General features: G+C 61.8%; 18 protein-coding genes. 6 read left to right on the top strand and 12 right to left on the bottom strand.

Going from position 1 to position 24,616, the window contains the following annotated elements; genetic code table 11:
- Positions 1–104: 104 nt before the first annotated feature.
- A complete protein-coding gene (locus ACO07N_RS13675; protein ID WP_421981547.1) occupies positions 105–1,871 on the bottom strand; it encodes an adenylate/guanylate cyclase domain-containing protein in 1,767 nt (588 codons plus the stop codon).
- A gap of 2 nt (positions 1,872–1,873) precedes the next feature.
- Positions 1,874–2,632 carry a 16S rRNA (uracil(1498)-N(3))-methyltransferase gene (locus tag ACO07N_RS13670; RefSeq protein ID WP_421981546.1) on the bottom strand — a complete coding sequence of 253 codons (759 nt, stop codon included), beginning with the start codon at positions 2,630–2,632 and terminating at the stop codon, positions 1,874–1,876.
- Between the two features lie 200 nt (positions 2,633–2,832).
- Here ACO07N_RS13670 and xseA point away from each other — a divergent pair, with 200 nt between their 5' ends.
- Both xseA and ACO07N_RS13660 read left to right on the top strand, forming a co-directional pair.
- Positions 2,833–4,407: an exodeoxyribonuclease VII large subunit gene (gene xseA, locus ACO07N_RS13665; protein ID WP_421981545.1), complete on the top strand. Its 1,575-nt coding sequence runs from the start codon at positions 2,833–2,835 to the stop codon at positions 4,405–4,407.
- Between the two features lie 173 nt (positions 4,408–4,580).
- On the top strand, positions 4,581–5,195 hold the full coding sequence (locus ACO07N_RS13660; RefSeq protein ID WP_421981544.1) for a DUF805 domain-containing protein: 615 nt from the start codon (positions 4,581–4,583) through the stop codon (positions 5,193–5,195).
- Between the two features lie 134 nt (positions 5,196–5,329).
- Here the strand turns inward: ACO07N_RS13660 and ACO07N_RS13655 are convergent, their stop codons facing one another.
- The 5 genes from ACO07N_RS13655 to ACO07N_RS13635 form a co-directional block, all read right to left on the bottom strand.
- Positions 5,330–6,700 carry a TRAP transporter large permease gene (locus tag ACO07N_RS13655; RefSeq protein WP_421981543.1) on the bottom strand — a complete coding sequence of 457 codons (1,371 nt, stop codon included), beginning with the start codon at positions 6,698–6,700 and terminating at the stop codon, positions 5,330–5,332.
- Positions 6,697–7,296 carry a TRAP transporter small permease subunit gene (locus tag ACO07N_RS13650; protein ID WP_421981542.1) on the bottom strand — a complete coding sequence of 200 codons (600 nt, stop codon included), beginning with the start codon at positions 7,294–7,296 and terminating at the stop codon, positions 6,697–6,699. The genes ACO07N_RS13655 and ACO07N_RS13650 overlap by 4 nt, the downstream gene beginning before the upstream one ends.
- Before the next feature lie 125 nt (positions 7,297–7,421).
- Entirely contained in the window at positions 7,422–8,438 is a 1,017-nt protein-coding gene (locus ACO07N_RS13645; protein ID WP_421981541.1) for a C4-dicarboxylate TRAP transporter substrate-binding protein, read from the bottom strand.
- Positions 8,439–8,666: 228 nt separating this feature from the next.
- A complete protein-coding gene (locus ACO07N_RS13640) occupies positions 8,667–10,064 on the bottom strand; it encodes a sigma-54-dependent transcriptional regulator (RefSeq protein WP_421981540.1) in 1,398 nt (465 codons plus the stop codon).
- Complete coding sequence (locus ACO07N_RS13635) at positions 10,061–11,848, bottom strand: sensor histidine kinase (RefSeq protein ID WP_421981539.1); 1,788 nt, start codon at positions 11,846–11,848, stop codon at positions 10,061–10,063. Before ACO07N_RS13635 ends, ACO07N_RS13640 begins: the two co-directional genes overlap by 4 nt.
- A gap of 162 nt (positions 11,849–12,010) precedes the next feature.
- Here ACO07N_RS13635 and ACO07N_RS13630 point away from each other — a divergent pair, with 162 nt between their 5' ends.
- The 3 genes from ACO07N_RS13630 to ACO07N_RS13620 all read left to right on the top strand — a co-directional run bounded on the left by ACO07N_RS13630 (position 12,011) and on the right by ACO07N_RS13620 (position 17,455).
- Positions 12,011–12,844 carry a universal stress protein gene (locus tag ACO07N_RS13630; RefSeq protein WP_421981538.1) on the top strand — a complete coding sequence of 278 codons (834 nt, stop codon included), beginning with the start codon at positions 12,011–12,013 and terminating at the stop codon, positions 12,842–12,844.
- 263 nt (positions 12,845–13,107) lie between these two features.
- Positions 13,108–15,837 (top strand): bifunctional acetate--CoA ligase family protein/GNAT family N-acetyltransferase, encoded by a 2,730-nt coding sequence (locus ACO07N_RS13625; protein ID WP_421981537.1) that lies wholly within the window; start codon positions 13,108–13,110, stop codon positions 15,835–15,837.
- Positions 15,838–15,910: 73 nt separating this feature from the next.
- The gene (locus ACO07N_RS13620; RefSeq protein WP_421981536.1) at positions 15,911–17,455 is read left to right on the top strand and encodes an MFS transporter; all 1,545 of its coding nucleotides are present in this window, start codon (positions 15,911–15,913) and stop codon (positions 17,453–17,455) included.
- A gap of 12 nt (positions 17,456–17,467) precedes the next feature.
- On the opposite strand, the gene ACO07N_RS13615 is transcribed toward ACO07N_RS13620, so the two are convergent.
- The 3 genes from ACO07N_RS13615 to ACO07N_RS13605 all read right to left on the bottom strand — a co-directional run bounded on the left by ACO07N_RS13615 (position 17,468) and on the right by ACO07N_RS13605 (position 21,685).
- Positions 17,468–19,135, bottom strand: coding sequence for a thiamine pyrophosphate-binding protein (locus tag ACO07N_RS13615; RefSeq protein ID WP_421981535.1), 1,668 nt, complete (start codon positions 19,133–19,135; stop codon positions 17,468–17,470).
- Positions 19,136–20,286: 1,151 nt separating this feature from the next.
- Positions 20,287–20,577 carry a GIY-YIG nuclease family protein gene (locus tag ACO07N_RS13610; RefSeq protein ID WP_421981534.1) on the bottom strand — a complete coding sequence of 97 codons (291 nt, stop codon included), beginning with the start codon at positions 20,575–20,577 and terminating at the stop codon, positions 20,287–20,289.
- 727 nt (positions 20,578–21,304) lie between these two features.
- Positions 21,305–21,685: a hypothetical protein gene (locus ACO07N_RS13605; RefSeq protein ID WP_421981533.1), complete on the bottom strand. Its 381-nt coding sequence runs from the start codon at positions 21,683–21,685 to the stop codon at positions 21,305–21,307.
- 123 nt (positions 21,686–21,808) lie between these two features.
- Here ACO07N_RS13605 and ACO07N_RS13600 point away from each other — a divergent pair, with 123 nt between their 5' ends.
- Complete coding sequence (locus ACO07N_RS13600) at positions 21,809–23,347, top strand: AAA family ATPase (protein ID WP_421981532.1); 1,539 nt, start codon at positions 21,809–21,811, stop codon at positions 23,345–23,347.
- 174 nt (positions 23,348–23,521) lie between these two features.
- Here the strand turns inward: ACO07N_RS13600 and ACO07N_RS13595 are convergent, their stop codons facing one another.
- Together ACO07N_RS13595 and ACO07N_RS13590 are read right to left on the bottom strand one after the other, a co-directional pair.
- On the bottom strand, positions 23,522–23,842 hold the full coding sequence (locus ACO07N_RS13595; RefSeq protein WP_421981531.1) for an AzlD family protein: 321 nt from the start codon (positions 23,840–23,842) through the stop codon (positions 23,522–23,524).
- On the bottom strand, positions 23,835–24,536 hold the full coding sequence (locus tag ACO07N_RS13590) for an AzlC family ABC transporter permease (RefSeq protein WP_421981530.1): 702 nt from the start codon (positions 24,534–24,536) through the stop codon (positions 23,835–23,837). Before ACO07N_RS13590 ends, ACO07N_RS13595 begins: the two co-directional genes overlap by 8 nt.
- Between the last annotated feature and the right edge of the window lie 80 nt (positions 24,537–24,616).

Here is a 24,616-nt window from a genome sequence, read left to right as displayed (position 1 = left end):
ATACCGCATTGATCCGGCGCGTTTTTCGCTAAACGCCCTCGAGCTTGGGTGATTTAGGAGGCTTCATAGAAGAATGCAAGCAATGAAACCCGATCCCGGGTGCTTCACGCGATTCTGAACACGGTCAGCGGTTCGTCCCGGCCACGCAGCTTTACCTTTCCAAGGCTCACTCCGCCGTAACCTTCCGGTATCTGCGCGACTGTCTCGCCACTCGCCAAGGCGATCACGCGGGCGCTTGCATCGACTTCCTTGCCGTGCTCCTGGAGTCTGGCGGCGACATTCACGGCATCACCGATGACAGTGTAGTTCATGCGTGCGGTCGTTCCGATGTCCCCGACAACCACCTTGCCGGTGTGCACGCCGATCCTGACCCGCATGTCCTCACTGCAGGACGCATTGATCCGCTCGGCCAGCTTGGCAACGGCCCGGATCGCCATCGCAGCGTGATCCGGCTGATCGGACGGAGCTCCCCAGAACGCCATGACGCCGTCGCCGAGGAACTTGTCGATCGTTCCGTCACTTTCGGCGATCGCCTCGGACACCGTCTCGAAATAGGTGTTGAGATAGGTGGCGGTCTCCTCCGGCGTCAGATGAGACGCCTTTCCGGTAAATCCCGCCAGATCGGCGAAGACGATCGTCATCTCCCGCAGCTCGATGTTGCGCGAACGCGTCATGCCTTCCTCGATCAGACGGGATACAAGCTCGCGGGGCACATATTTCGCAAACGCGTTCAACGCACCGACGGAGCCGTTGAAGGCCTGGTTGACATCATCCAGTTCGGCCAGGCGGGAGCGCGGCAGACGCCGCGCTTCGTCGAAATTGAGTTGCCGGAGTTCGGCAGCCGACATGGCCAGGCGTGTCAGCGGCCGGCCCAGCATGCGGCCAACCAGGAAAGACAGGATCGCCCCGACGATCAAGACGCCGAGAGCCACGTAGAGCACGACCCAGGTCTGGTCGAGAACCGCTCCGAATTCATCCGCCCGGTAGAGCGTGCCGACAATCCAGCCGCTGGCCGGTCCGCTCGTGACCTCGCCGTAAATCGCGGTGTACATGCCTCCGTCAGCCGGAAACAGTCTGCCTTCGATGCCTTCACCGATTTCTCGCCCGCTCGGCTGGTCATGCCAGAGCAGGCGGAGCGGTGTGCCGCTCAGGCCGCCAAGATCAGGCAGGACCGCGCCGGGAGACGCGGCGAAGCGGTCCTCCGGCACACCGTCAACCGCGATTGCCGTGTCAGGACCGGCGAGGAGAAAGATCCGCTGCCGCTCGTCCCAGGACATTTCGCGCGCCAACCTGGCAAAAACCGTTTGCGGAAAGTATCCGAGAAGGATCTGGCCGTTCCCAAGGTCGATTTCCAGTTCCCGGACTGCGGTCGAAAAGCCTTGCCGGTACTTGAACTCCGACCAGTTGGCCTCCGGCAGCTGGTCGGCGGGCGCCTCATCCAGGACCGCGCGGCCGAGATCAAGCTTCACACCTTCGGGAAGAAGTTCCAGATACGGCGTCAGGTCGGAGGACGTCATCCTGCGCCCGGACTGTGCGGCGTGACTCGCGATCGATTGGAACAGGTGTTCCTGGCGCGTGAAGAAATTGTGCAGGACTTCCTCATGCCCTTTCAGCACGGCGCGCGCCTGTTCGTTCAGGAGCCGTTTGGCGATGTTGCGGTCGGAGGCTGCCAGAAACGCGATGATGATTCCGCACAGCACCACGAGGGAAACGGAGAAGACGAGCCCCAGTGCGATGCCAACGGGCAGGCGAAACGGTTTGGACGCCGCAGATGGTTCCGCCTGCGCAGCGATGTCCCCTTGCAGATGTTCCGTCAGCCCGCCAGCGCCGTTGTCGGCTCTTTTGTCCGGCAGGCGGCTCTCCGGCCGCATTTCTATCTCCAGTCACCCACCGTCGCCTGAATGATCGTCAAGGCCGCGACGGCAGCAGTATCCGCCCGCAGGATACGCGGGCCAAGCGGGATCGCCGTCACGAAGTCGAGGGCCCGGAGCTGCGCTCTCTCGTCTTCGGAAAAGCCTCCCTCGGGACCCACTATAACAGCAAGCGGCTGGGGGCCCGCCTCTTTCATCTGCGCAAGCGTCAACAGAGGATTGTGCGTTCCCTCCGCCTCGTCACAGAACAGAAGACGCCGGTCCGGGTGCATGTCGGGCCATTCGGCCAGCACCTCCCTGAGTGGCTGGGGTCCGACGACTTCGGGGATGCAAAGAACACCGCATTGCTCGGCGGCTTCAATCACGTTGGCTTCCATGCGTTCCAGGTTGATGCGGCTCGACTGCGTGTGCTGCGTCATGACCGGCTGCAGACTGCCTACGCCCATTTCGACCGCTTTCTGCACCATGTAGTCCAGCCGCGCATGCTTGAGCGGGGCGAACAGATAGATCAGGTCATTGTGTGCAGTCTGTTCGCGCGTGCGCTCCATGATCTGAAAGGCGCATTCGCGGCGGCCGCTGCTGGAGATCTTCGCCAACCACTCACCGTCGTTGCCGTTGAACACCAGGATGTAATCGCCATCCTTCATCCGCAGCACGTTGATCAGATAGTTCGCCTGACCCCGGTCGGCCTCGATCCGGGCTCCTTCAGCGAGAATGTGCCGCAAGAACAGCCGCTGCATCTTGAACTCGTATTTTCCCATTGTTTTTAGTACGCCCTCGAATGTGAGTGTTTCAAGGCGGAAGATCCAGCACGGAGCGAACTGCACATATTTCGATTGGATCTGGCAAAGCGCTTTTCCTGTTTAGGGCCATCCCCAACTGCATTGTTCGACGAAGCTCCCGCACCTTGACCCCTGTCGCGCGAGCGGCCACTTTCAGAGCGAACAGAGGAATCACCCGCGTGAGCGAAACGCCATCCAACGTCGCCGAGTTTTCCGTTTCCGAGATCTCGTTCTCCATCAAGCGGACGATGGAAGACACGTTCGGCTACGTGCGCGTGCGCGGTGAACTGGGGCGGATCTCCCGACCGGGCTCCGGACACATCTACCTGGACCTGAAGGATGACCGGGCGGTCCTGTCCGGCGTGATCTGGCGCGGGGTTGCCTCGAAGCTTAAGATCCAGCCCGAGCAGGGCCTCGAGGTGATCGCCACGGGCAAGATCACGACGTTCCCCGGCCAGTCGAAATATCAGATGGTCATCGATGCGCTTGAACCGGCAGGCGCCGGTGCGCTGATGGCCCTCCTGGAGGAACGCAAGAAGAAACTCGCGGCGGAGGGCCTGTTCGCGGAAGAGCGCAAGCGGCCGCTGCCGCCGATGCCGCGCGTCATCGGCGTGGTGACCTCGCCGACGGGTGCTGTCATCCGGGACATCCTGCACCGGATAGCCGACCGGTTTCCTCTGCACGTGCTGGTCTGGCCAGTGCGGGTTCAGGGAGAGACGTCCGGCGCGGAAGTCGCCAACGGCATTCGCGGCTTCAATGCGTTTGAAGACGGCGGCGCTCTGCCGCGGCCCGACGTTCTGATCGTCGCACGCGGAGGCGGCAGCATCGAGGACCTTTGGGGTTTCAACGAGGAAGCCGTGGTCAGGGCGGCGGCGGACAGTGCGATCCCGCTGATTTCCGCCGTCGGCCATGAAACCGACTGGACACTGATTGACCTTGCCGCCGACATGCGCGCGCCGACACCGACCGGAGCAGCCGAGATCGCGGTGCCAGTCAAAGCCGACCTGATGGCGATGGTGGACGACCGGTCGAGGCGCCTCAATTCCGGGCTTGTCCGTTTCGTGACAGGCCGGCGAACCGAGCTGAGGGCCGCCAGCGCGGCTTTGCCCGCCCCGCAGGACCTGCTCGCCCTGCCGCGGCAGAAATTCGATTCCCTGGCAAGCGGTTTGGAACGGGCTCTCATCGTAAGCACCCGGAACCACCGGTCCGGGTTTGAAGGCCTGGCAAGCCGCCTGTCTCCACTTCTTCTGTCGCGGCTCAGCACCAAGGCGCGGCAGGATCTGGAGCAGGCTGCAGACCGGCAGCAACGCGCGCTGTCCGTGGCAATCGGGCAGAAGCGACAGGCCTTCGAGGCGCAGGCCGTGCGCCTGACACCCGCCCGTCTGTCACAGCAGACGACCCTGGGCAGGGAGCGCATGGCCGGTCTTTCCGAAAGGCTCGACCGGGCCTATCTTGCCCGCGTCTCCCAGGAGAAATCAAAGCTCGACGGCTTGCAGAAGCTGCTCAAATCGTTGTCTTACAAGGATGTTCTTGCGCGCGGCTATGCCGTCGTGCGGGACGAGAGCGGACACCCCGTCCGTTCCGCGGCAGCCGTCGCGCCCGGCGCGCTGCTTGCCATTGAACTGGCCGACGGACGCGTCGCTGCCATTGCAGGGGAAGAGGAGGCGAAAGCAGTGCCGCGCAAGACCAAGGCCAGGACAAATAAAACACCCTCGCCCAAGGCCACTCCGGAAGATCAGGGCGATCTCTTCTGACGGAGAACAAATTCAAACAAGAAATTTTACAGAAGCCGGCAAGACAAGATTAAACACGGCGTTTTTATTCTTTTGGTTTAGCATTCGTTTAACCACTTCCCTTACCCCTATCTTAAGTTGTCCTGCATATAGTGTCCGCAATCTTGCCATAGGCTTTTGTACGGGGCAGTCAAATGCAGCGCAAACAATTCGGAAAGCGCGGAGCTCATCAATCCGTTCCGCAATTCGGTGACCGGCAAACCAGTTATGCAGGCGCGGCGATGCCGGCCTATGCCGGCGCAGGCGGGGGTGCGGTCTATGCCGACGATGGAGACAGTTTTTCCATCGGCAAGGCGCTCTCCGGCTTCCTCTCGATCTTCTTCAGCTTCCACGGGCGCATGGGCCGGATGGAATACTGGACAATCGGCACCGCTCGCTGGGTGATGGACATCATCCTTCTCGTGACGCTGTTCATGTCCCAGTTTTCCGAGCTGCAGCAGGTCATGGCGCTGGAGGGCACGGTCCCGGAGAACGAACATGCGCAGATGGTTTTCGGCGCCCTGTTCGGTTCAACAACCGCACTGATCTGCATGGGGTTGTTGCTGATTTCGACCGTGTCCTACTGGTCGATCCAGGTGCGGCGCAGTCATGACCGGGATGCTTCGGGCTTGATGCTTCTGATCATGTTCGTGCCGATTATCGGCGCCTTTTATGCCATCTGGATCTTCATCGCCAACGGGTTCTTTCCGGGAACACCTGGTCCGAACAGGTTCGATACGGCGCGCAGCCAGGCGCATGTCTTCGACTGAGCAGATTTTGGGAAAGCCGGATGTTCGTCCGGCACTCGAAATGAGAATGCCGCTGGAAGAAAGAATCTCCAGCGGCATTTTTTTGGTCAAACGGTCGATACGGCTGACCCTGCCCGCACCGTGGCTTCCCCGCCTCAGCCCATCAGGGAGGGCAGGATCGTGATGATCGAGGGGAAGGCCAGCAGACCGGCAATGGTCAGGACGTCGGCAACAAAGAAGGGAATGCAGCCGCGGAAGACTTCCTGGACCGGTATGTCCGGCCGCACGCCCGAGACCACGAAACAGTTCAGTCCTATGGGTGGCGTGATCAGACAGAGCTCCGCCATCTTGACCACCAGGATCCCGAACCAGATCGCGCAGGCCTCGCCCGACATGCCGAAGGCACTGTCCGCCGCCGAAACGCCCTCGCCGCCGTTCAAGGCGATCACCGCCGGATAGACGACCGGAAGTGTCAGGATCAGCATGCCGATCGCATCCATGAACATACCGAGCACGGCATAGGCGAGCAGAATGCAGATCATGACGATCCAGGGCGAGTATTCCAGCCCGACGATGAAGTCACGGAAAGCATCGGGAAGCCCGGCAAAACCCAGGAACCGGACATAGACGAGAACGCCCCAGATCAGCGTGAAGATCATCACCGTGAGCTTCGCGGTTTCGTGCAGCGCCTGCCCGAGCTGCTTTGCCTTCATGCCCTTGGCAAAGGCAACGACGAGAACCACGAACGCGCCCAGCGAGCCGGCCTCCGTGGGTGTTGCCAGTCCGAAGAAGAACGAGCAGAAGATGATCGCGACCACGGCAATGATCGGCAGCGTTCCGGGCACGCTCTCGAGCCGTTCGGCCCAGGTGAACCCCTTGACCGCCGGCGCATCGCCCCGCCAGGCCGACACCGCCACGATGATCGCCACGTAGATCAGGGCGGAGAAGACACCGGGCAGGAACCCGGCGATCAGCAGCTTGCCGACCGACTGCTCGACCAGGATCGCGTAGATGACGAGGATGGCGGACGGCGGGATGAGCGAGGCGAGCGTGCCACCCGCGGCAACGACGGCCGCCGACAGGCGCTTGGAGTAACCGGCGGCGAGCATCTCGGGAATGGCCACGCGTGCGAACACGGCAGCGGTCGCGACCGATGCACCGGACACGGCGGCAAAGCCTGCCGTCGAAAAGACGGTTCCGACCGCCATACCGCCCGGCAACCAGCCGAGCCAGCGCTTTGCCGCTTCGAACAGCTGCTTGGTGAAGCCGGCATAAAACGCCAGGAAGCCGATCAGGATGAAGGTCGGCAGCACGGACAGCGCATAGGTGACGGACTTGGAATGCGGGATCGTGCCTGCCATCTTGAGAGCGACGAAAAAGCCGCGTTCGAACCCCATTTTCATGGAGAAGTGAATGATCAGGCCTACGAGGCCGGTAAAGGCGGCGGCGAATGCGACGCGCACGCCGAATATGACCAGGACGAGCAAGACACCCGTCATGAGAAGGCCGACTTCAAACGGGGTCATTTGGAGCCCTCCCCTTCCGTGTCTTCGCCGAAGGCTTCCTCGATTTCATGCTGGGCGACTTCCTCGACCTTCTCGATGACCGGAACCGCCACGGGCGCGCGCGAGGGATCGGCAACGAGGCGTGCATAACCGTAGATCTGCAGGAGCAGCCGCAGAAGCAGGACACTGAGGGCGACCGGGACAACCAGTTTCGACGGCCAGGTCGGCAACCGGATGTCCATCGTGCTGTCACCGATGTTCCAGGATCTGTCGAAGTGGTACCACGCCCCCCAGATCAGCAGGGCAACGGTGAAGGCAATCAGGATCACGCCGAGCATTTCGCAGACGTAAAGCGCGCGTCCGCGAAGCTGGCCAAGTACGATCTCCATCCGGATATGCCCGCCGACACGCTGACAGTAGGCGACACCGGCGAAGGCAAAAATCGCCATGGCCTGTTCGGTTATGTCGATGAAGCCGGGGATCGGGGTGTTGAACAGAAGGCGTCCGAACACCTGCGCCACGGCGAGGAAGATCAGCGCGATGATCGAGAAAGCGGCGATCAGGTTGAACCCGTTTTCAACATGAGCCAGCAGCCCGCTGAAACGGATGTAGGTCATCGGTCGCTCCTCACCGGAACGTCCCGCAGGATCAATTGTCATCATGAATGTAAAGCCCCGGGTCAAGGCTCTCCGGCGTTCCTGAAAACGCCGGAGAGCAATTGGTGCAAACCAGGTCGGCCGGTTTATTCGGCGATGGTTTTCTTGACCATGTCGAGCAGTTCCTGAGCCGGAAGGCCGGCGGCTGTCTGCTCTTCGATCCAGGCGTCATGGATCGGGCCGGCCTTTGCGGCAAAGGCGCTGAGTTCGTCGTCGCTGAACTCAACCTCGACGATGCCGCGCTCCTTCAGCTCCGGCCACCACTTGTCGTAAACCTTGGCATAGGTCGCCAGATAATGATCGAGTGCCGGATCGACGGACGCGTCGAGGGCAGCCTTGAAGTCATCCGGCAGGGCCTCGTAGGCCTCCACGTTGACGACGACCGGGCAATGGACAGTGCCCGGGTTGAGGTTCTTGGTCCACCAGTCCGCGACTTCAACCACCTTGAACGACAGATGCGCGTGCGGCGCAAAGCCGGCCGCCTGAACGGTTCCGGAATCGATTGCCTGATAGGTTTCCGATGCGGTGACCGATGTCGGCACGGCACCGGCAGCTTCCATCAGCTTGCCCAGCCCGCCGAGTGCGCGGACGCGCATGCCGTCGAAGTCGGCAACCGACGCAGGCACATCGCCCTTGCCGGCGAAGTTGTATTGCGGCATCGGCGAGGGCATCAGCAGCTTCGCGTTCCAACGGCCAAGATCGGCCTGAACTGCCGGATGATCATAAAGCGCCTTGGAGACCTTGACCTCTGTTTCCAGATCATTGACGCCCAGGAACGGCAGTTCCAGAACCGTCAGGGTGGGGTTCTTGTCGGCGTGATAGGACGCACAGAACTGCGCCATTTCAAACGCGCCGAAGGAAATCCCATCCAGGTTCTCGCGCGACTTGGACAGGGCGCCACCGTAATGCAGCTTGATTTCGAACTTGCCGTCCGTTTTGGCCGAAACCTGTTCCGCCAGCTTTTCGACGTGCTCGGTAAACGCGCGGCGCTTGCCCCAGAGCGACACGTTCCAGGTTACGTCTGCGGCGAATGTTTCAGTGGCAAAAATAGCTGTAAGCGCGACCGCGGAAACTGCGGTTGCGGACTTCAAAGAGAAGAGCATGAAATCCTCCCAGAGATTGTGCTCATTATCCTTGGACACTGAACCCGCGCGCGTTTCGACACGCGGACCCGTTCCAAGTCGAACAGCTTAAAGCATGCTCCGTGCCAGTCACGCGCAAATAAGGGAATTCGGCGGATTTGAAGGACTTTTTCCCGCGAACGTCGCGTCAATTCGGCGGTCGATCGGCAAAAACTTGCCGATCGCTGCGGGCTGTCGGCAAGTTTCCGCTCAACCTTCCGGGATGTCCGTCATGCCCGTCTGATCGCGCGTCAGTCCATGGCGGGTCATCTTCTCGTTCAGCGTGCGGCGGGGAAGGTTGAGCTCCCTCAAGACATCCGCAACGCGTCCCTTGTGACGGCGCAGCGCACTTTCGATCAGGTTGCGTTCGTATTCGTCCATCAGCGCCTTAAGGCCATCCGAACCCTTGGGCGCGGAAAGCGCCTTGTGGCCGGTGACCAGGATCTCCAGCGGCTGCGGACTGACACCCGCGTTCAGGACGAAGCGTTCGGCCGCGTTGCGAAGCTCGCGGACATTGCCGGGCCACGGGTAGGTCTGCAGGAAAGCTTCGTCTCGCGCGGAGACATCCGGTGCATTCAGGCCATACTGAACTGCCAGCCGGTTCAGGAAGGTGTCGAACAAAAGCAGGCTGTCGCGCCCACGCTCGCGCAACGGCGGCACGTGAAGTTCGATGGCGTTCAGGCGGAACAGCAGGTCTTCCCGCAACCGCCCGGAGCTGACAGCCTCTCGGGGGTCGAGGTTGGAGGCACTGACGAGACGAATGTCGACGTCGACCGATCTGGACCCGCCGATCCTGTCGACTTTCCGTTCCTGGAGCACACGCAGCAGTTTGGGCTGCAGCGCGAGCGGCATCGACACGATCTCGTCCAGGAAGAGAACGCCTTCATGCGCCGTCTCGATGCGGCCTATGTGCTGCCGGTCTGCGCCCGTGAACGCGCCGGCCTCGTGACCGAACAGCTCCGCCTCGACCATCGCCTCGGGCAATGCGGCCGCGTTGATGGCGACGAAAGGACCGTCCTTGCGGTCGCTGAAATCGTGGAGCGCCTGGGCGATCACTTCCTTGCCGGTTCCCGTCTCGCCCGTGATGAGAACGGCCGCATCGGTCCTGGCGAAATGCAGGATCTGCTGGCGCAGCGTATGCATCGCCGGACTGTTCCCGATCAGGCGGCTTTCAAGACCGGCGCCATCCGACAGCTGTTGCTTGAGCGCCCTGTTCTCTATGACGAGCGCCCGCTTGTCCGCTGCACGGCGCACGACTTCGGCGATGTGGTCCGGGTCGAAGGGCTTTTCTATGAAGTCATAGGCACCCGCCCGCATCGCCTCTACGGCCATCGGCACGTCGCCGTGGCCGGTAATGAGCACGACCGGCAGATCCCCGTCGAGCTCGCCGATCCGGCGCAGGAGAGACAGGCCGTCCTCGCCTTCCAGCTTGACGTCGGAGACGACACAACCGTCAAACTCCGGGGACAGCCTGGACATGGCCTCGTCGGCCGTCGCCACCTCCACTGTGGCAAATCCGGCAAGCCGGATCCATTGCCGCAAGGCGGCCCTCATGGAAGGATCGTCGTCGACGATCAGAACCTTTCGGCTGTTCTGTTGTCCCGTCATTCTGCGGCTTCGTTTTCCAGATCGAGAGGCGGATCGGTCCGGACCATGTCGCTGTCCACGGCGGGAAGTTTCAGCTCGAACACCGCTCCCTTAGGCGCATTCGCCCTGACGGACAAGCTGCCGCCCAGGTCATCTGCGAGGCGCATGGAGATCGCGAGCCCCAGCCCCATGCCGCCGGAACTTGTCTTGGTGGAAAAGAACGGGTCAAAAATGCGTTCCAGAAGATCGTCGGGAATGCCCGGCCCGTTGTCGGAAATCCTGAGGACGATCTCGTTGCCGGCAGCTGCGGCCTCCAACCTGACATATCCATCGTCCTCGCCCGCTGCGGCATCGGCGCCGTTGCGCAGCAGGTTGACCAGGATCTGCTCGACCCTGAGCGGTGCCGTTTCGACATCGAGATCCGTTTCGGGCAGGTCCAGTTTCAGGACCACCCCGGTTTCCTCGAACCTCGGACGGGCAATCTTTTCCGCCGCCTTGACGCTGTCCCGGAGGTCGATCTTCTCGATACGGCTTTCGCCAGGACGCGCAAACCGCTTCAGCTCCTGGGTGAGGCTGGCCATGCGGAGCTGGATGGAATCGATCTCTTCGAGATTCTCCACGGCCGTCGTGGTGTCGCCCTTGTCCAGGAACTTGCGCGTACCGGCGACGAACATCCTGAGAGCGGCGAGCGGCTGGCTCAGTTCGTGGACGACGGCCGCAGACATTTCCCCGACAGCCGCGAGCCGGTTGGACCGGGCAAGACCGCGCTGCGCTTCCAGCAGTTCGCGCTCGATGCGCCTGCGTTCCTGGATTTCGCCGACGAGGCGCGAATTGAGTTCCTTCAGGTCCGCAGATTCCTGACGCAACTGAACGGATGTCTTGCGCAGGCGCCGTCCGCGCAGCACCAGGAGGATGATCGCATAGACCAGGCACAGCGCGACGGCGGCGGTCCAGATCGGCAGAACGCTCTTGCGGGTCTCTTCCAGCGGAACCAGGAAGTGAAGCGTCCATCCGAGCAGACCCACATCGGCCGCGTTGTGCCGGAACACGTTGCCGTCGATGGTGAGCAATTTGCTCATGCTGACGGGCTGATCGCTGACAGGATCGAGGTCCTGGGTGGCGTATTGACGGGTCGTGTCGATCGTCTCCCGAACGGCCGACGGCAACTCGGCAAGGGTGCTGTAGCGCCACTCCGCCCGGCTGGAGAGAAAGATCACACCGTTTTCATCCGAGGCGAAAACCGTCTCCCCGCCCTCGGCCCAGGCCGCCTCGAGCGGTCGCATGTCAACCTTGACGACGGCGACGCCCGTCGGCGTGCCGGAAACCGGGGTCGGGCGCGACAGGAACAGGCCCGGCTCCCCGAGGGTCGCGCCGATCGCGAAGAACTGACCCTCCTCGCCCTCGATCGCGGATTTGAAATAGGGCCGGAAGGCATAGTTGCGGCCGACAAGAGAAAGCTCGTCGCGCCAGTTGCTCGCAGCCAGTGTCGTCCCGTCGCGGTTCATCACGTAGAGAAGATCGGCTCCGGAATTGTCCGCCATTTCCTGTAGGAACCGGTTCGCCGTTTCATCGGGCCTACCGGTGGCCAGGGCCGAGGTCGCCCTCGGGTCGCGGGCGATCATGTAGGGCAGATAGCGATATTTCTGGTATTCGCCGAGGATCGTCTGGCGATAAAGGGTCAGCCGTTCGGCGGCCTTGCGGTCGACGCCGTCTTCGTCCAGATCCATGAAGAGCTGGACGAGCACAAAGGCCGCAGCCAGAAACACAAGAGGCGGCACTGCCAGAAAGAGCCAGCGTTTCGTCATGCTCACCTTATCGCGTATTTTTCCCGCACGCGCCAGCCGGCCGCTCGCGAGCCGGCCTTTGCGAAAGAAAATGATTGATACGGGTCAAGGACGCGGGTCAAGTGGTCCTACTAGATTGTTTTCAGTGACCTGGTGCTGAAACCGCGGCCCAAGGAGGGACAAATGCCCATCAAAGACATATTGACCATTCTCGACCTTTCAGGTGATCAGCCTGCAGCGAAATACGCATTGGAGTTCGGCCGCACACATGATGCACATGTCACCGGGCTCGCCCTTGCGTTTGAACCGGTCGTTCCGGCATTCGCCGCAGCGCCGATGCCCGTGGATTACATGCAGGCCGCCCACGAACAGGCGATCGCCGCTGCCAACGAAGCCAAGAAGGACTTCGACGAACTTGCCCGCCTTGCCGCCGTCAACAATGGAGGCCGTATCGCGGAAATCCTGACCGGCGGCCCCCTGGACAGTGTGCTTGTTCACTGCAGGCCCACCGATCTTGTGGTCATCGGCCAGACCAACCCGGACCGGCCCGAACCGATGCGGGAACTTCTCATTGAAACGGTTCTTTTCGAAAGCGGCGTGCCGGTCCTGCTCGTTCCCTATATCGGCAGCAACGCCTTCCAGCCCAAGAACGTGCTCGTCGGCTGGGACGGCAGCTCGACGGCTACGCGGGCGATTCACTCCGCGCTTCCCGTTCTGGAGAAAGCCGACAACATCACTGTTCTGGTGATCGAAAAACGCGCGCAAACGGATCAGGGCCAACCCGGTGCGGAGGTTGCCAACTACCTTGCGCGGCACAACATGAACGTCACGGTGGAAGTTGTCACCAACCCGCAGACGGGTGTCGCCGATGCCGTGCTCAACCAGGTGTCCGACAACGGCCACGACCTGGTTGTCATGGGCGGTTACGGGCACAGCCGGATGCGCGAATTCCTGTTCGGCGGTGCAACGCGCGAAATCCTCGAAGCGATGACGGTTCCGGTGCTCATGGCGCACTGAGCCATCGTGTCACGGCTTCCACCCGCGGATCGGATGAAACCCGGTCCGCGGGACACTTTTTTGTCTCAAAACTCGGCGAGAGCATCGGGTGATGGAAAGCAGCCCATCGGCAGCGTTGCGCCGCTTGCCCGATACACCGCATCGCTCTGCGCGACGCGCCTTGCCGAATGAGCTGTGTGCCTACATCAAATGGTGCACACTTATCGCCCGATGCTCTAGGCTGCGATTGCGGTTCCGCTGTTTTGTGAAAAGGCCTTTTTTCCGTGACCATTCGCAATCTTGAAGGTTTCTTCTCGCCTGCTTCCATTGCCGTGATCGGCCCGTGCCGGCATCCCGGCCCGATCACGGCAAGGCTTCTGGACTGCCTGCGCTCCTTCGAACCTGCTCATGCGGTTCATCTCGTCGGGATGGAGACGGACGTCTCCATAGAGGGGCACAGGGTCGCCTCGCTTGACGGCTTGCAGAACATGCCGGACCTGGCGATCTGGCTCGGCCCGGCCGAGGCCCTTCCGGAGACCATCGAAAGGCTCGGGACAGGAGGAACACGCGCCGTTCTGATCCCTTCGCCGGGTTACGAATCCTGGCCGGAAGACCTGATGCAGGCGTGCAGGGAAGCGGCGCGCAAGTTCAATCTGCGCCTGATCGGCCCGGGAACGCTCGGGATCGCCGTCCCGTCCTCCAATCTGAACGCACTGCTCAGTGCAGAAACTCCCGCGCGGGGCGACATCGCGTTTTTCTCCCGGTCCAGCGCCGTACTGAATGCAACGCTTTCCTGGGCGAAGACCCACAATACGGGGTTTTCAGCGGTGGTGTCGCTGGGTGCGCGCATCGATGTCGACCTCGGCGATCTGATCGACTATTTCGCCCAGGACTACCGCACACGCTCCATCGTGCTGCACCTGGAAGGGATCGCCTTTCCCCGGAAATTCATCTCCGCGGCCCGGGCGGCTGCGCGCAGCAAACCCGTGATTGTCATCCGGTCAGGCAAAAGCCTGGATGCCGGGGGATCGGGCCGCACACATGCCGGGCGCTTGGCGACAACCGATCTTGTCTATGAAACCGTGTTCCGGCGCACCGGCCTGCTGCGCGTCTACGATCTCGACGAGATGTTCGAAGCACTCGAAACGCTGTCCCATATCCGCGTGCCGAGATGCAACGAGATCGCCGTGATCGCGAACGGGCGCAGCCTTGCCAGCCTGGCCGTCGACCGGCTGCAGGATCTCGGCGGACAGTTCGCGACGCTCAGCGCCGACACCAGAAAACAACTCGAACCGGTCTGCCGCACCCCTTCGGGCAATGACGTCACGGCCGCTGCGGGCGGCTCGGTCATTCTCACGGAGACCGTCACGCCGGAGGACATCTCTTCGGCCATCACCACGGTGCTCAAGGACCCGTCCGTCGACGGCGCGATCGTGCTCCAGGCGGCCAGCGCGTTCACCCCCCTGAAATCCATTGCCGAAGCGGTCATGAACGCATCCGCAGCGGACAAGAAACGGACTGGCAGAAAAAAGGCGCTTGTCACCGGCCTCATCGGTAGCGACGGCACGATCCGGGCGGAGCTGACGGCCGCGAAGATACCCAACTATGCCAGTCCGGCCGAGGCGGCACGCAGTCTTATGCATCTGGCGCATGATGCCCAGGCACGCGAATTCCTGATGGCAGTGCCGCCGAGTCTGCCGGCAAGCTTTTCGCCGGATGTGACGCGCGCGCGGACCATCGTCGAGGCGGCGCTCGGCCAGGACCGGAGCTGGCTCGATCCTGAAGAGGTCTGCGACGTCCTGAAGGCCTACGATCTGCCGATCATGGAAACCCGCATGGCTGCATCGGCCGAGGAAGCCGCGGAGTTGTCCGCCGGTTTCTTCGAAACGTCCCGGCATTGCGTTGCAAAGCTCGTCTCCCCCGATCTGCCGTTCAAGTCCCGGATCGACGGTGTCCGTCTCGGGCTTGATCACCCGGACGCGGTGCGTTCGGCCGCGCAGGAGCTGATCGAAAACACGCAACGGGACTATCCGGGCGCGGCGATCGCGGGGATCTCGGTTCATCCGATGTTAGAGGATCGCCACGGAATGGAGCTGTACCTTGGCCTTGCCGAAACCCGCGAGTTCGGCCCGGTGCTCGTGTTCGGCCATGGCGGGACCTCGATCGAGGAGAGCCGGGACATCGCGCTCGAGCTGCCTCCGCTCGACCTCAAACTGGCGCAGGCACAAATCGACCGCACCCGGATTTCAAAACTCCTGTCCGGCGGCCCCTCCCGGCCTGCCCTCGACAAGGCGGCACTCGCCGAAGCTCTGGTCAAGCTGTCGCAGATCACCATAGACATTCCGGAGATTCAGGAACTCGACATCAATCCGATCGTCGTGCTGCCGTCCGGGCTCATTGGCCTCGATGCGCGCATGACGCTCTGCCATCCCGAAAAACGCCCGGGGAGAGCGGGTGCTTCACGTCTTGCCATTGCTCCCTATCCCCAGGAATGGGAGCAGACGCTTACGCTCAAAGGCGATCGCACTATCTTCGTGAGACCGGTCAGGCCGGAGGACGAGGAGCTTTTCAGAGCGTTTTTCGAAACCATCACGCCCGAAGATCTGCGGCTTCGTTTCTTCGCTCCCGTGAGAGATTTCAGCCATCGGTTTCTGTCGCGGCTGACCCAGCTCGACTATGCGCGCGCGATCGCGTTTGCCGCCATCGATCCGGCATCCGGAGATCTGCTCGGCGTCGTGCGCCTTCACGCCGATCCGGATCACCAGACCGGGGAGTATGCGGTGATGGTCCGCTCCGACCTCAAGGGCGTCGGCCTCGGGTGGGCGCTCATGAAGCTCATCATCCGGTATGCGAGGGTGGACGGGATCCAGACGATCAAGGGTGAGGTGCTGAAGGAAAACACCTCGATGATCTCCATGTGCCAGGCGCTCGGTTTCACCGTCGGGACGTCACCGGATGATCCGGGCATCGCGCTCGTGACGCTGACCGTCGGAGACGTTCCGGCCGACGATTGAAACTGTCTCTCGATTTTCGATCGAGTTCTGGCTTAGTCTGGGAGCGCGCGGCGCTGCTGGAAGGGGGATCTATATGGACAGCAAGGCAAAGCGGATCCTGGGAGCGGTTTCGATACCCTCCTTCATGATCGGCACGGACTTTACCGGAGCCATGCTTCTGGTGACCCCGATCGAACAGGAATACTCGGTCGACATCACGACGACGCAATGGGTCCTGAACGCCTATGCCCTCACGCTATCCATGGGGCTGGTCGCAGGCGGGCGCCTTGGAGACCTGCTCGGACACCGCCGCTATGTTCTCATCGGCCTCGGCATCTTCTTCCTTGCCTCTCTCGGCTGCATTCTCGCGCCGGATGTCAACACGCTGATCTTCGCGCGCGCGGCCCAGGGCGTCGGGTCGGCCCTGATCTGGCCCTGTATCCTTGCCCTGGCGGCCACTTCGGTAGAGGAAGACGAACGCGGCAAGGCCATGGGCATCCTCATGGGGACGGTCGCAGCCGGAAACGTGCTGGCGCCGTTCATCGCCGGATCGCTCTCCGCACTGGGGGACTGGCGCGGCTTCTTCGTCTTCAACGCCATCTTCGCGGTCATCGCGGCCGCGCTGATCTTTCGTTTCATCGATCGCGAAAAGGACCATGCAACCAACGAGGCCGTCGACGTGACCGGCATGGCGGTGCTTGCGGTCGCGGTCTTCTGCCTGCTGTTCGCCCTGGATACGGGCGCCGACAACGGCTGGCTATCGGTTCCCACGCTGTTGCTCCTGGGCGGTTCCATCGTGTTTTTCGTCGCCTTCCCCCTTGTCGAGCAGCGCGTCAAGGATCCCATGATCCCGCTGTCGATGATGCGCAATCACCAGTTCGTGCGAACGCTTGCCCTCAACGGCCTGCCGGCCGTCGTTCTGTTCCTGTGCCTGCTCTACCTGCCGCAATACATGCAGAAGGTGCTCGGCTGGTCGATTTTCTGGAGCTCGATGGGCATGCTGCCGTTGGCCGTGGTGCTTGCAACGATGAACCTTTTGGTCGGCAACTACTACAATGCGATCGGACCGCGAAAGCTGATGGCAGCCGGCAATGCCTGTCTCATTCTCGGCTGTATCCTGATGCTGCTCCTGCAGACGTCCTGGGGCTACCTGGCACTCATTCCGGTGATGCTCGTTGTCGGGCTCGGGGGCGGGCTGGTCTTCGGACCGGCGGGAACGGCGGCGGTCAACGCGGTCGGCGCCAAGGGCGCCGGGCTTGCCGGCGGTCTTTCCTTCATGTTCCATCTGGGGCTCGGCGCGATCGGCATCGCCTGCGCAACGGCGATGATGTTCATCGCGGCAGTCCGGAAGGTCGAAGCGGTCACCTCTGCGGCCAGCGTTACCCTGGCGGCGGGAGACGTACGCGTGCTGGCCGCCGGGACGCTGGAAGACCCGGCCGTCAAGGCGATCACGGGGCGCTTTTCGGGCAATGAAGCAGATGCAATCGTGAACGCGGTGCGCGACTCCTTCGCCACAGGTCTCCATGCAGCCTTCTGGTTCGGCCTCGCCGTTGCGATCGTCGGCTTCGTCGTCGCGATCAGCATCGACGAGAGCAAGCTCCGAACCGACGCCCCGGAAGAGGAAGCCGCCGAGATCTGAGCGCAAGTCCCGTCAGCGATTTGCTTCGGCTGCGCTGCGCAGCTGGCTCAGCGTCGCCGCGGGGGTGATCGCCTCGGGATCGAGCATCAGATGCAGGATGGCCGGTTTGCCGGATGCGCGTGCCGCCGCAAAGGCGGGGCCGAAGTCCTCCGCCTTCTCCACGCGCGCACCAAACGCACCGTAGCTCCTTGCCAAAGCTGCGAAGTCAGGATTGACCAGCCGTGTTGCCGACGGGCGGCCGGGATAGGTCTTTTCCTGGTGCATCCGGATCGTGCCGTACATGCCGTTGTCGATGGCGAGTACGATGATGTTGGCGCCGTTCTGGCAGGCGGTTCCGAATTCCTGCATCGTCATCTGAAGACAGCCGTCGCCGGCAAAACACACCACTTCCCTCTCCGGAAACATCAGCTTGGCGGCAACCGCGGCCGGCAGTCCGTAGCCCATGGAGCCCGATGTCGGCGCCGCCTGCGTGCCGTACCGGCGAAAGCGGTGAAAACGGTGCAGCCAGGTCGCGTAGTTTCCCGCCCCGTTGGTGCAGACCGCATCTTCCGGCAGGTTTTTCTCCAGCCAGTCCATGACAGCCGACATCTGCAAACTCCCGGGGATCTCGGGACGTGCACCGGACCAGTCCAGATAATCCTGATGCGCATCTTCCGCGGCGCCCGCCCAGCCGATCTCGTTCGGCGGCTGCAAGCCTTCGGCTGCCTTGCAGAAGGCGGTTGGACTGGCGTTGATGGCAAGATCGGCCCGGTAGACGCGTCCGAGTTCCTCTGCGTCCGCATGGACATGCACCAGCGTCTGTTCCGGGGATGGAATGCCCAGAAGGCTGTAGGACTGGCTCGGCATTTCGGAAAGCCGGCCCCCTGCCAGAAGTACGAGATCCGCGTTCCTGATCCTGGCGAGCAGTTTCGGATTGATCCCGATGCCGACGTCACCCGCGTAATTCGGGTGGAGGTTGTCGAACAGCATCTGGCGCCGGAAGGAACATGCCACCGGAAGCTCGAACCGCTCCGAGAAACGCGTGAAGGCGGCGACGGCGTCTTCCGACCAACGGCTTCCGCCCAGAATGGCAATCGGGCGCTCGGCGGCCCAGAGGCGCTTCTGCAGGTCCGCCATCTGCGTCAGTCCCGGATAGGTTTCCACCTGCTCCCACGCGGGCGGTTGCGCGACCGCTGCCGTTTCGACGAGCATGTCTTCGGGAAGCGCGAGCACAACGGGGCCGGGCCGGCCCGAGGTCGCCACGTGAAACGCCCGCGAGAGCATTTCGGGCACCCTGTCGGCCTGATCGATCTCGGCGACCCATTTCGCGATACCGCCGAACATCTGGCGATAGTCGATTTCCTGGAACGCCTCGCGCTCCCGCATGCCCCGTTCGATCTGGCCGATGAACAGGATCATCGGCGTGGAATCCTGTGCGGCGATGTGAACGCCCGCCGACGCGTTGGTTGCGCCCGGACCGCGGGTTACCATGCAGATGCCGGGTTTGCCGGTCAGTTTGCCGTAGGCGTCCGCCATCATCGCGGCCCCGCCTTCCTGCCGGCATACGGTCACGGGGATGGACGCATCATGCAGCGCGTCCAGCACGGCCAGATAGCTTTCGCCGGGAACACAAAAGACCCGCTCGGCTCCGTGCCGTTCCAGCGCGCCAACCAACAATTCCCCGCCGGTTCTCCGGTCCATGTCACCCATCCTGATGCTTTCGAGTTCCACCGGTCATTCTATAGCGTAACAAAGAGGGTGCTGTCAGAGCATGAAATCAGATTTATTTGAAATGGGTTCATTCCAGAACGGATTGATATTTTGCGACGGCCTGGAATCGATCGCCCTGGAGAGAGATGGCCGGGGCAGCCAACCTCCCCCGCCTCATGCCATGGCTTGACCCACTGCTGTCCGGTTTAACCCGACTTGGATCTCGTGAGGAGCTCCGCAGACAAGGAACTTGTCATTCCGGCTGAAGCGAAGCGGAAGGCCGGAACCCAGTAACCACCTGTTTCTCTTTATTTTTCAAGACCCAGCCACTTGGAGTACTAGTTCCCGGTCGTGCCGCATATGCGGCAAACCGGGACGACAAATCGGGGAAACAATTCCGTATCCCAATTTGGCGCCGCACGGAAATATATGGCTTTCTCAACGACGTAAGCTCGATTGTGTTTCCCAAACCGGACAGCAGTGGGCTTGACCATGGCATCCATGCCATGACGGCGCCGCTCGACAGGCTTCCCGTGAGGAGACAAATCGGCATGGATTGCAGGGTCAGGCCCTGCAATGACCGACTGAGAGACTGAGCAGTAAAAAGCAAAACCCTCCACCCGGTCATGCCATGGCTCGACCATGGCATCCATGCCGTGACGGTGCCGCTCGACAGGCTTCCCGCATGGAGCGCAATCGGCTGGATTGCAGGGTCAGGCCCTGCAGTGACCGACTGAGGGAGACGGAGTAGTAAAAAAGCAAAATCCTCTCGCCCAGTCATGCCATGGCGCGACCATGGCATCCATGCCGTGACGGTGCCGTTCGAAAGGCTTCCTGTGTGGAGAGCAATCGGCATGGATTGCAGGGTCAAGCCCTGCAATGACCGACTGAGGACGTGGTGATCGGGAGAAAAACCCTCCACCCGGCGTCATGCCATGGCTCGACCATGGCATCCATGCCATGACGACGCCACTCGACAGGCTTCCCGTATGGAGCGCAATCGGCATGGATTGCAGGGTCAAGCCCTGCAATGACCGACAGAGGACGTGGTGACCGGGAGAAAAACCCTCCACCCGGCGTCATGCCATGGCTCGACCATGGCATCCATGCCGTTCCACCTCCACCAACGCTGAGCGGGGCTGTCAAGAATTCAGAAACCGCTTGAGATCGTGCCATTCGGGATTGTTGGATTCGATCAGGTCGATTTTCCATTTCCTCGGCCAGGACTTGATTGCTTTCTCGCGCGCAATTGCTTGACCCGCGGCCGGATGTTCCTCGTACCAGACCAGACGCAGAGCGCCATAGCGGCGGGCAAATCTGGAACCACGCCCGCTTTGATGTTCGAAGAGCCTGCGCGGAAGATCATTTGTGACACCCGTGTACAGCGTGCCGTTCTTCCGGCTCGACAATATGTAGACCCAGTACTGCCTCATGGTCCTATTGCAACAAAAAATGATTGTACTATCAAGAAACGCACTTACTGCGAGCAGAAGGGCTCGATGGTCAGAACGACTGTGCAGCCATACCGATACGGGCCAAGCAATAAGCCGTTCCCGGAGGAGACCAATCGGCATGGATTGCAGGATCAAGTCCTGCAATGACGTTCGGTGGAGGAAGCAGCAAAAACAAAACCCTCTCACTCAGTCATGCCATGGCGTGACCATGGCATCCATGCCGTGACGGTGCCGCTCGACAGGCTTCCCGCATGGAGCGCAATCGGCTGGATTGCAGGGTCAGCCCCTGCAATGACCGACTGAGGGAGACGGAGTAGTAAAAAAGCAAAATCCTCTCGCCCAGTCATGCCATGGCGTGACAATGGCATCCATGCCGTGACGGTGCCACGTGAAAGGCTTCCCGTATGGAGCGCACTCGGCGTGGATTGCAGGGTCAGGCCCTGCAATGACCGGCAGAGGGAGTGGCGACCGGGGCAGCCAACCTCCCCCGCGTCATGCCATGGCTTGACCATGGCATCCATGCCGTGACGGTGCCGCTCGACGGGCTCCCCGCGTGGAGACCAATCGGCATGGATTGCAGGATCAAGTCCTGCAATGACCGACTGAGGGAGCGGTGGTAGGGAGAAAAAACTCTCCACCCGGCCGCGAGGACACACAGCGTTGGAGGCTTCCCGAAGGAACAGGTGGCCGCCAGGTCCTCGCCCGTTCAGACGGGCAAGACCGTGACGACCTGGAACGTGTGCATGTCGCCGTCTTCGTCCTTGATGGAGACGTATTCGCCGGGATTGAAAGCGTGCGCACCGAAGCGGTAGCCGGCTTCGTCGTCATCATCGCCGTCGATGTCGTAGTGGAAGGCCCAGGACCCGCCGGGGCGATGGATCAGATGACCGATCTCCTCTTCCTCGGCACCCCAGAAGCGGCGCACACGGCAGTGATCGCGTTCCTTTTTCCAAAGCGTCGCGTCGATGTGACCTGTTTCGTCAAGCGGTGCCGTGAACTCGTATCCGTGTCTTGCAGATCCTTGAGGAAAGTCCCGGGTCCTTGCGAGATTCAGCCTGATCTTTCTCAGCGCCGGATAGTCAGTCATCGATTCCTCCTGTAAAGAACGTGCACCCATTCTTGCCAATTCCCCCATGCGCACATTGAGAAGAATCAAACCGCAAGGCCATCGCATGGGGCAGAGTCGGCACGCGTCATCACAGGAACGGCCATGGATCAATCGCAGAACAGCGTGTTTCATTTCTTCGAGGAGAGCGGATCGGACGCCGCGCAGCAGCCCGGCTTCGAACGGATAGATACCCATGCCAACGTGATTTTTCTGATCGGCGACCGGGCCTACAAGATGAAACGCGCGGTCCGGTACCCGTTTCTCGACTATTCGACGCTCGCCCTGCGCGAAGCGGCCTGCAAGGCGGAAATCACCTTCAACCGGCCGAACGCACCGCAAATCTACCGGGAAGCCGTCCCGGTGACCCGGGCCGCGGATGGCCGTCTTTCGCTTGGCGGGACCGGTGAAACCGTGGACTGGGTTGTGGTGATGAACCGCTTCGAACGCCGGGGGGAACTTGACATCCTCGCAGGCGAGACGCGGTTTCCCGATGACCTTTCCGACAAGCTGGCACGGATGATGGTGGCTGCGCACGCGGCCGCGCCCGAACGTTCGGGCATCGGATTCTTCAACGAACTGGCGAGCTATGTCGACCAGAACGAGGCAGCCTTTCACGAACATCCGGATCTTTTTCCGGTCGACGAGGTGCGCCACCTCACGGAGCAGTCGAAACATCTGCTTGCCACGTTGCGCGAGCTCATCTTGAAGCGCGGCGAGAAGGGACTGATCCGCCGCTGCCACGGCGACGCGCACCTGCGCAACATCGTGCTGATCGACGACGAGCCGGTGCTGTTCGATGCGGTCGAGTTTTCAGACGCGATCGCAACGGGCGACGTGCTCTACGACCTTGCCTTCCTGCTCATGGATCTTTGGGAGCGCGGACAATCCAGATCGGCGAACCGCGTCTTCAACAGGTACCTGGACCTGAGCCGGCTCGACACGCATGCCGAGGGACTTGCCGCGCTGCCGTTCTACCTGATGATGCGGGCGGCGATCCGCTCGAAAATTGCGGCAAGTGCGGCGCTTGCGCAAAGCGACCCTGCGCAGAGCGATCTGCAGAAGAGCCTCGCGCAAACCTATTTCGGTTTTGCGCAGTCGTTTCTGGAACCGTCGCGGCCGGAACTCGTCGCGATCGGCGGGCTCTCGGGCACCGGTAAAACGACCCTTGCCTATGAGTTGGCTCCGGACATCGGACGCGCGCCCGGCGCCCGGGTTCTCCGGACGGATGTCATGCGCAAGCGGCTGCTCGACATTCCGGAAGACGAGGCTGCTCCCAGGGACGCCTACACGCTGGAAGCGTCAAACCGGGTCTACGCAGAAATCGACCATGCCATCCAGAGCGTCCTTGCCGCCGGGCACTCCGCGATCTTTGATGCGGTTTTTGCAGCAGAGAGCGAGCGCGACAAGATCAGGCGGATCGCAGGCAGCATCGAGGCGGGTTTCACCGGGCTCTGGCTGACCGCGCCGGGCGAAACGCTGAAGGACCGGGTCTCCCATCGCACAGGCGATGCATCCGACGCGACCGCAGACGTCGTCGACACGCAACTCGGCTACGACATCGGCACGATGACCTGGGCAGAGATCGATGCGTCCCAAAGCCCCGAGCGGACCGCCGAACATGCGCGCGAGGAGCTCCCCTAGTCACCTGAATCTGAAGTTCGACTCATTTTGCAGCGGGCTTCGAACGAACTTCAGATTCAAGAAGGTGACTAGCAAGTCTATGTTTCTAGTGCGGTTTACGAATTTGAAGTTCGCTTCGCAGACTGCTGCAGCAATGATGCGAACTTCAAATTCACCGCACTAGGACCCGAAGGGTTACATTCCGCCGGCGCGTAGTGCAGCGGCGGCAGCGGCCGCGCAGAAGACGGCGATATATTCCTTTTTCATCCTTAGCTGCGCAGCGACAGCGACGATGATGCACAGACCGACGACCAGTCCGCCCTGCAGGATAATCGGCAGGATCGTGGAGACGATGATGGCGCCGGGCAGCGCTTCCAACCCGCGCCGGATCCGCGGCGTGACGTGGACGCGTCCCATGATCCAGTATCCGCCGGCACGCAGCGCGTAGGTCACCATCGCCATGCCGAGAATGGCGACCAGGATCATGGTGTCGGCGGTAAAGGCGCCCTCAGTCATCGAGATAAGCCCCCGCAATTGCCCCCGCGAACGCGCCGGTAAAGATGCCCCAGTACCCGCCGAAGACCGTCCAGGTCACCCAGGCAACACCGCCGGCGATCGCCCAGCTCCAGGTTTGCCGCCTCCCCTTCCACAGCGGCACAAGCAGCGCTGCAAAAAAGGCCGGAAGAACCAAGTCCAGTCCGAAGGTTTTGGGATCGGAAATAAGACTGCCTGCGAAATAGCCCGGGATCACTGACAGGGACCAGACCGACCAGACGGTCAGGCCGCTGCCCAGGTATATGCCCCAGTCACGCTCCCCCTTGTCGTATTGCGCCAGAGTGAGCAGCCAGTTGATGTCGGTCAGGAAAAACAGGGCCGGGTAGGTCTGGTGGCCGGGCAGCTGCCCGAGCCAGGGCCTGAGGCTCGCACCGATCAGCAGCATGCGCATGTTCACGGCCGCGGTGACACCGATCATGGCAAGCAGGGTGCCCTGGTCCAAGGGTTCCTTGAAAATCTCCATCGCGACGAACTGGCTCGCGCCTGCATAAACCAGCGAATTCATCAGGAGCGTTTCGAGAAATGTCAGACCCTTTTGCGCCGCGACGGTGCCGAAGACAGCACCGAACACGATGATGCCGGGGAAGACCGGCACGCACATGAGAGCGCCCTGCACGCAGCCCTTCAGGCTGAGGGTGACATTTTTTTCAAGCATTTTCGACCAAGACGCGTTTGGAACAGGCCCGCATGAGGCATGCTCACTATCGCGGGAATTTCGATTGCGGACCAATGAAA

The organism is Roseibium sp. (assembly GCF_965229775.1).
Taxonomy (GTDB): domain Bacteria; phylum Pseudomonadota; class Alphaproteobacteria; order Rhizobiales; family Stappiaceae; genus Roseibium.
The sequence above is the reverse complement of the archived record's forward strand: the minus strand, read 5'-3'. Positions and strand labels throughout refer to the sequence as shown.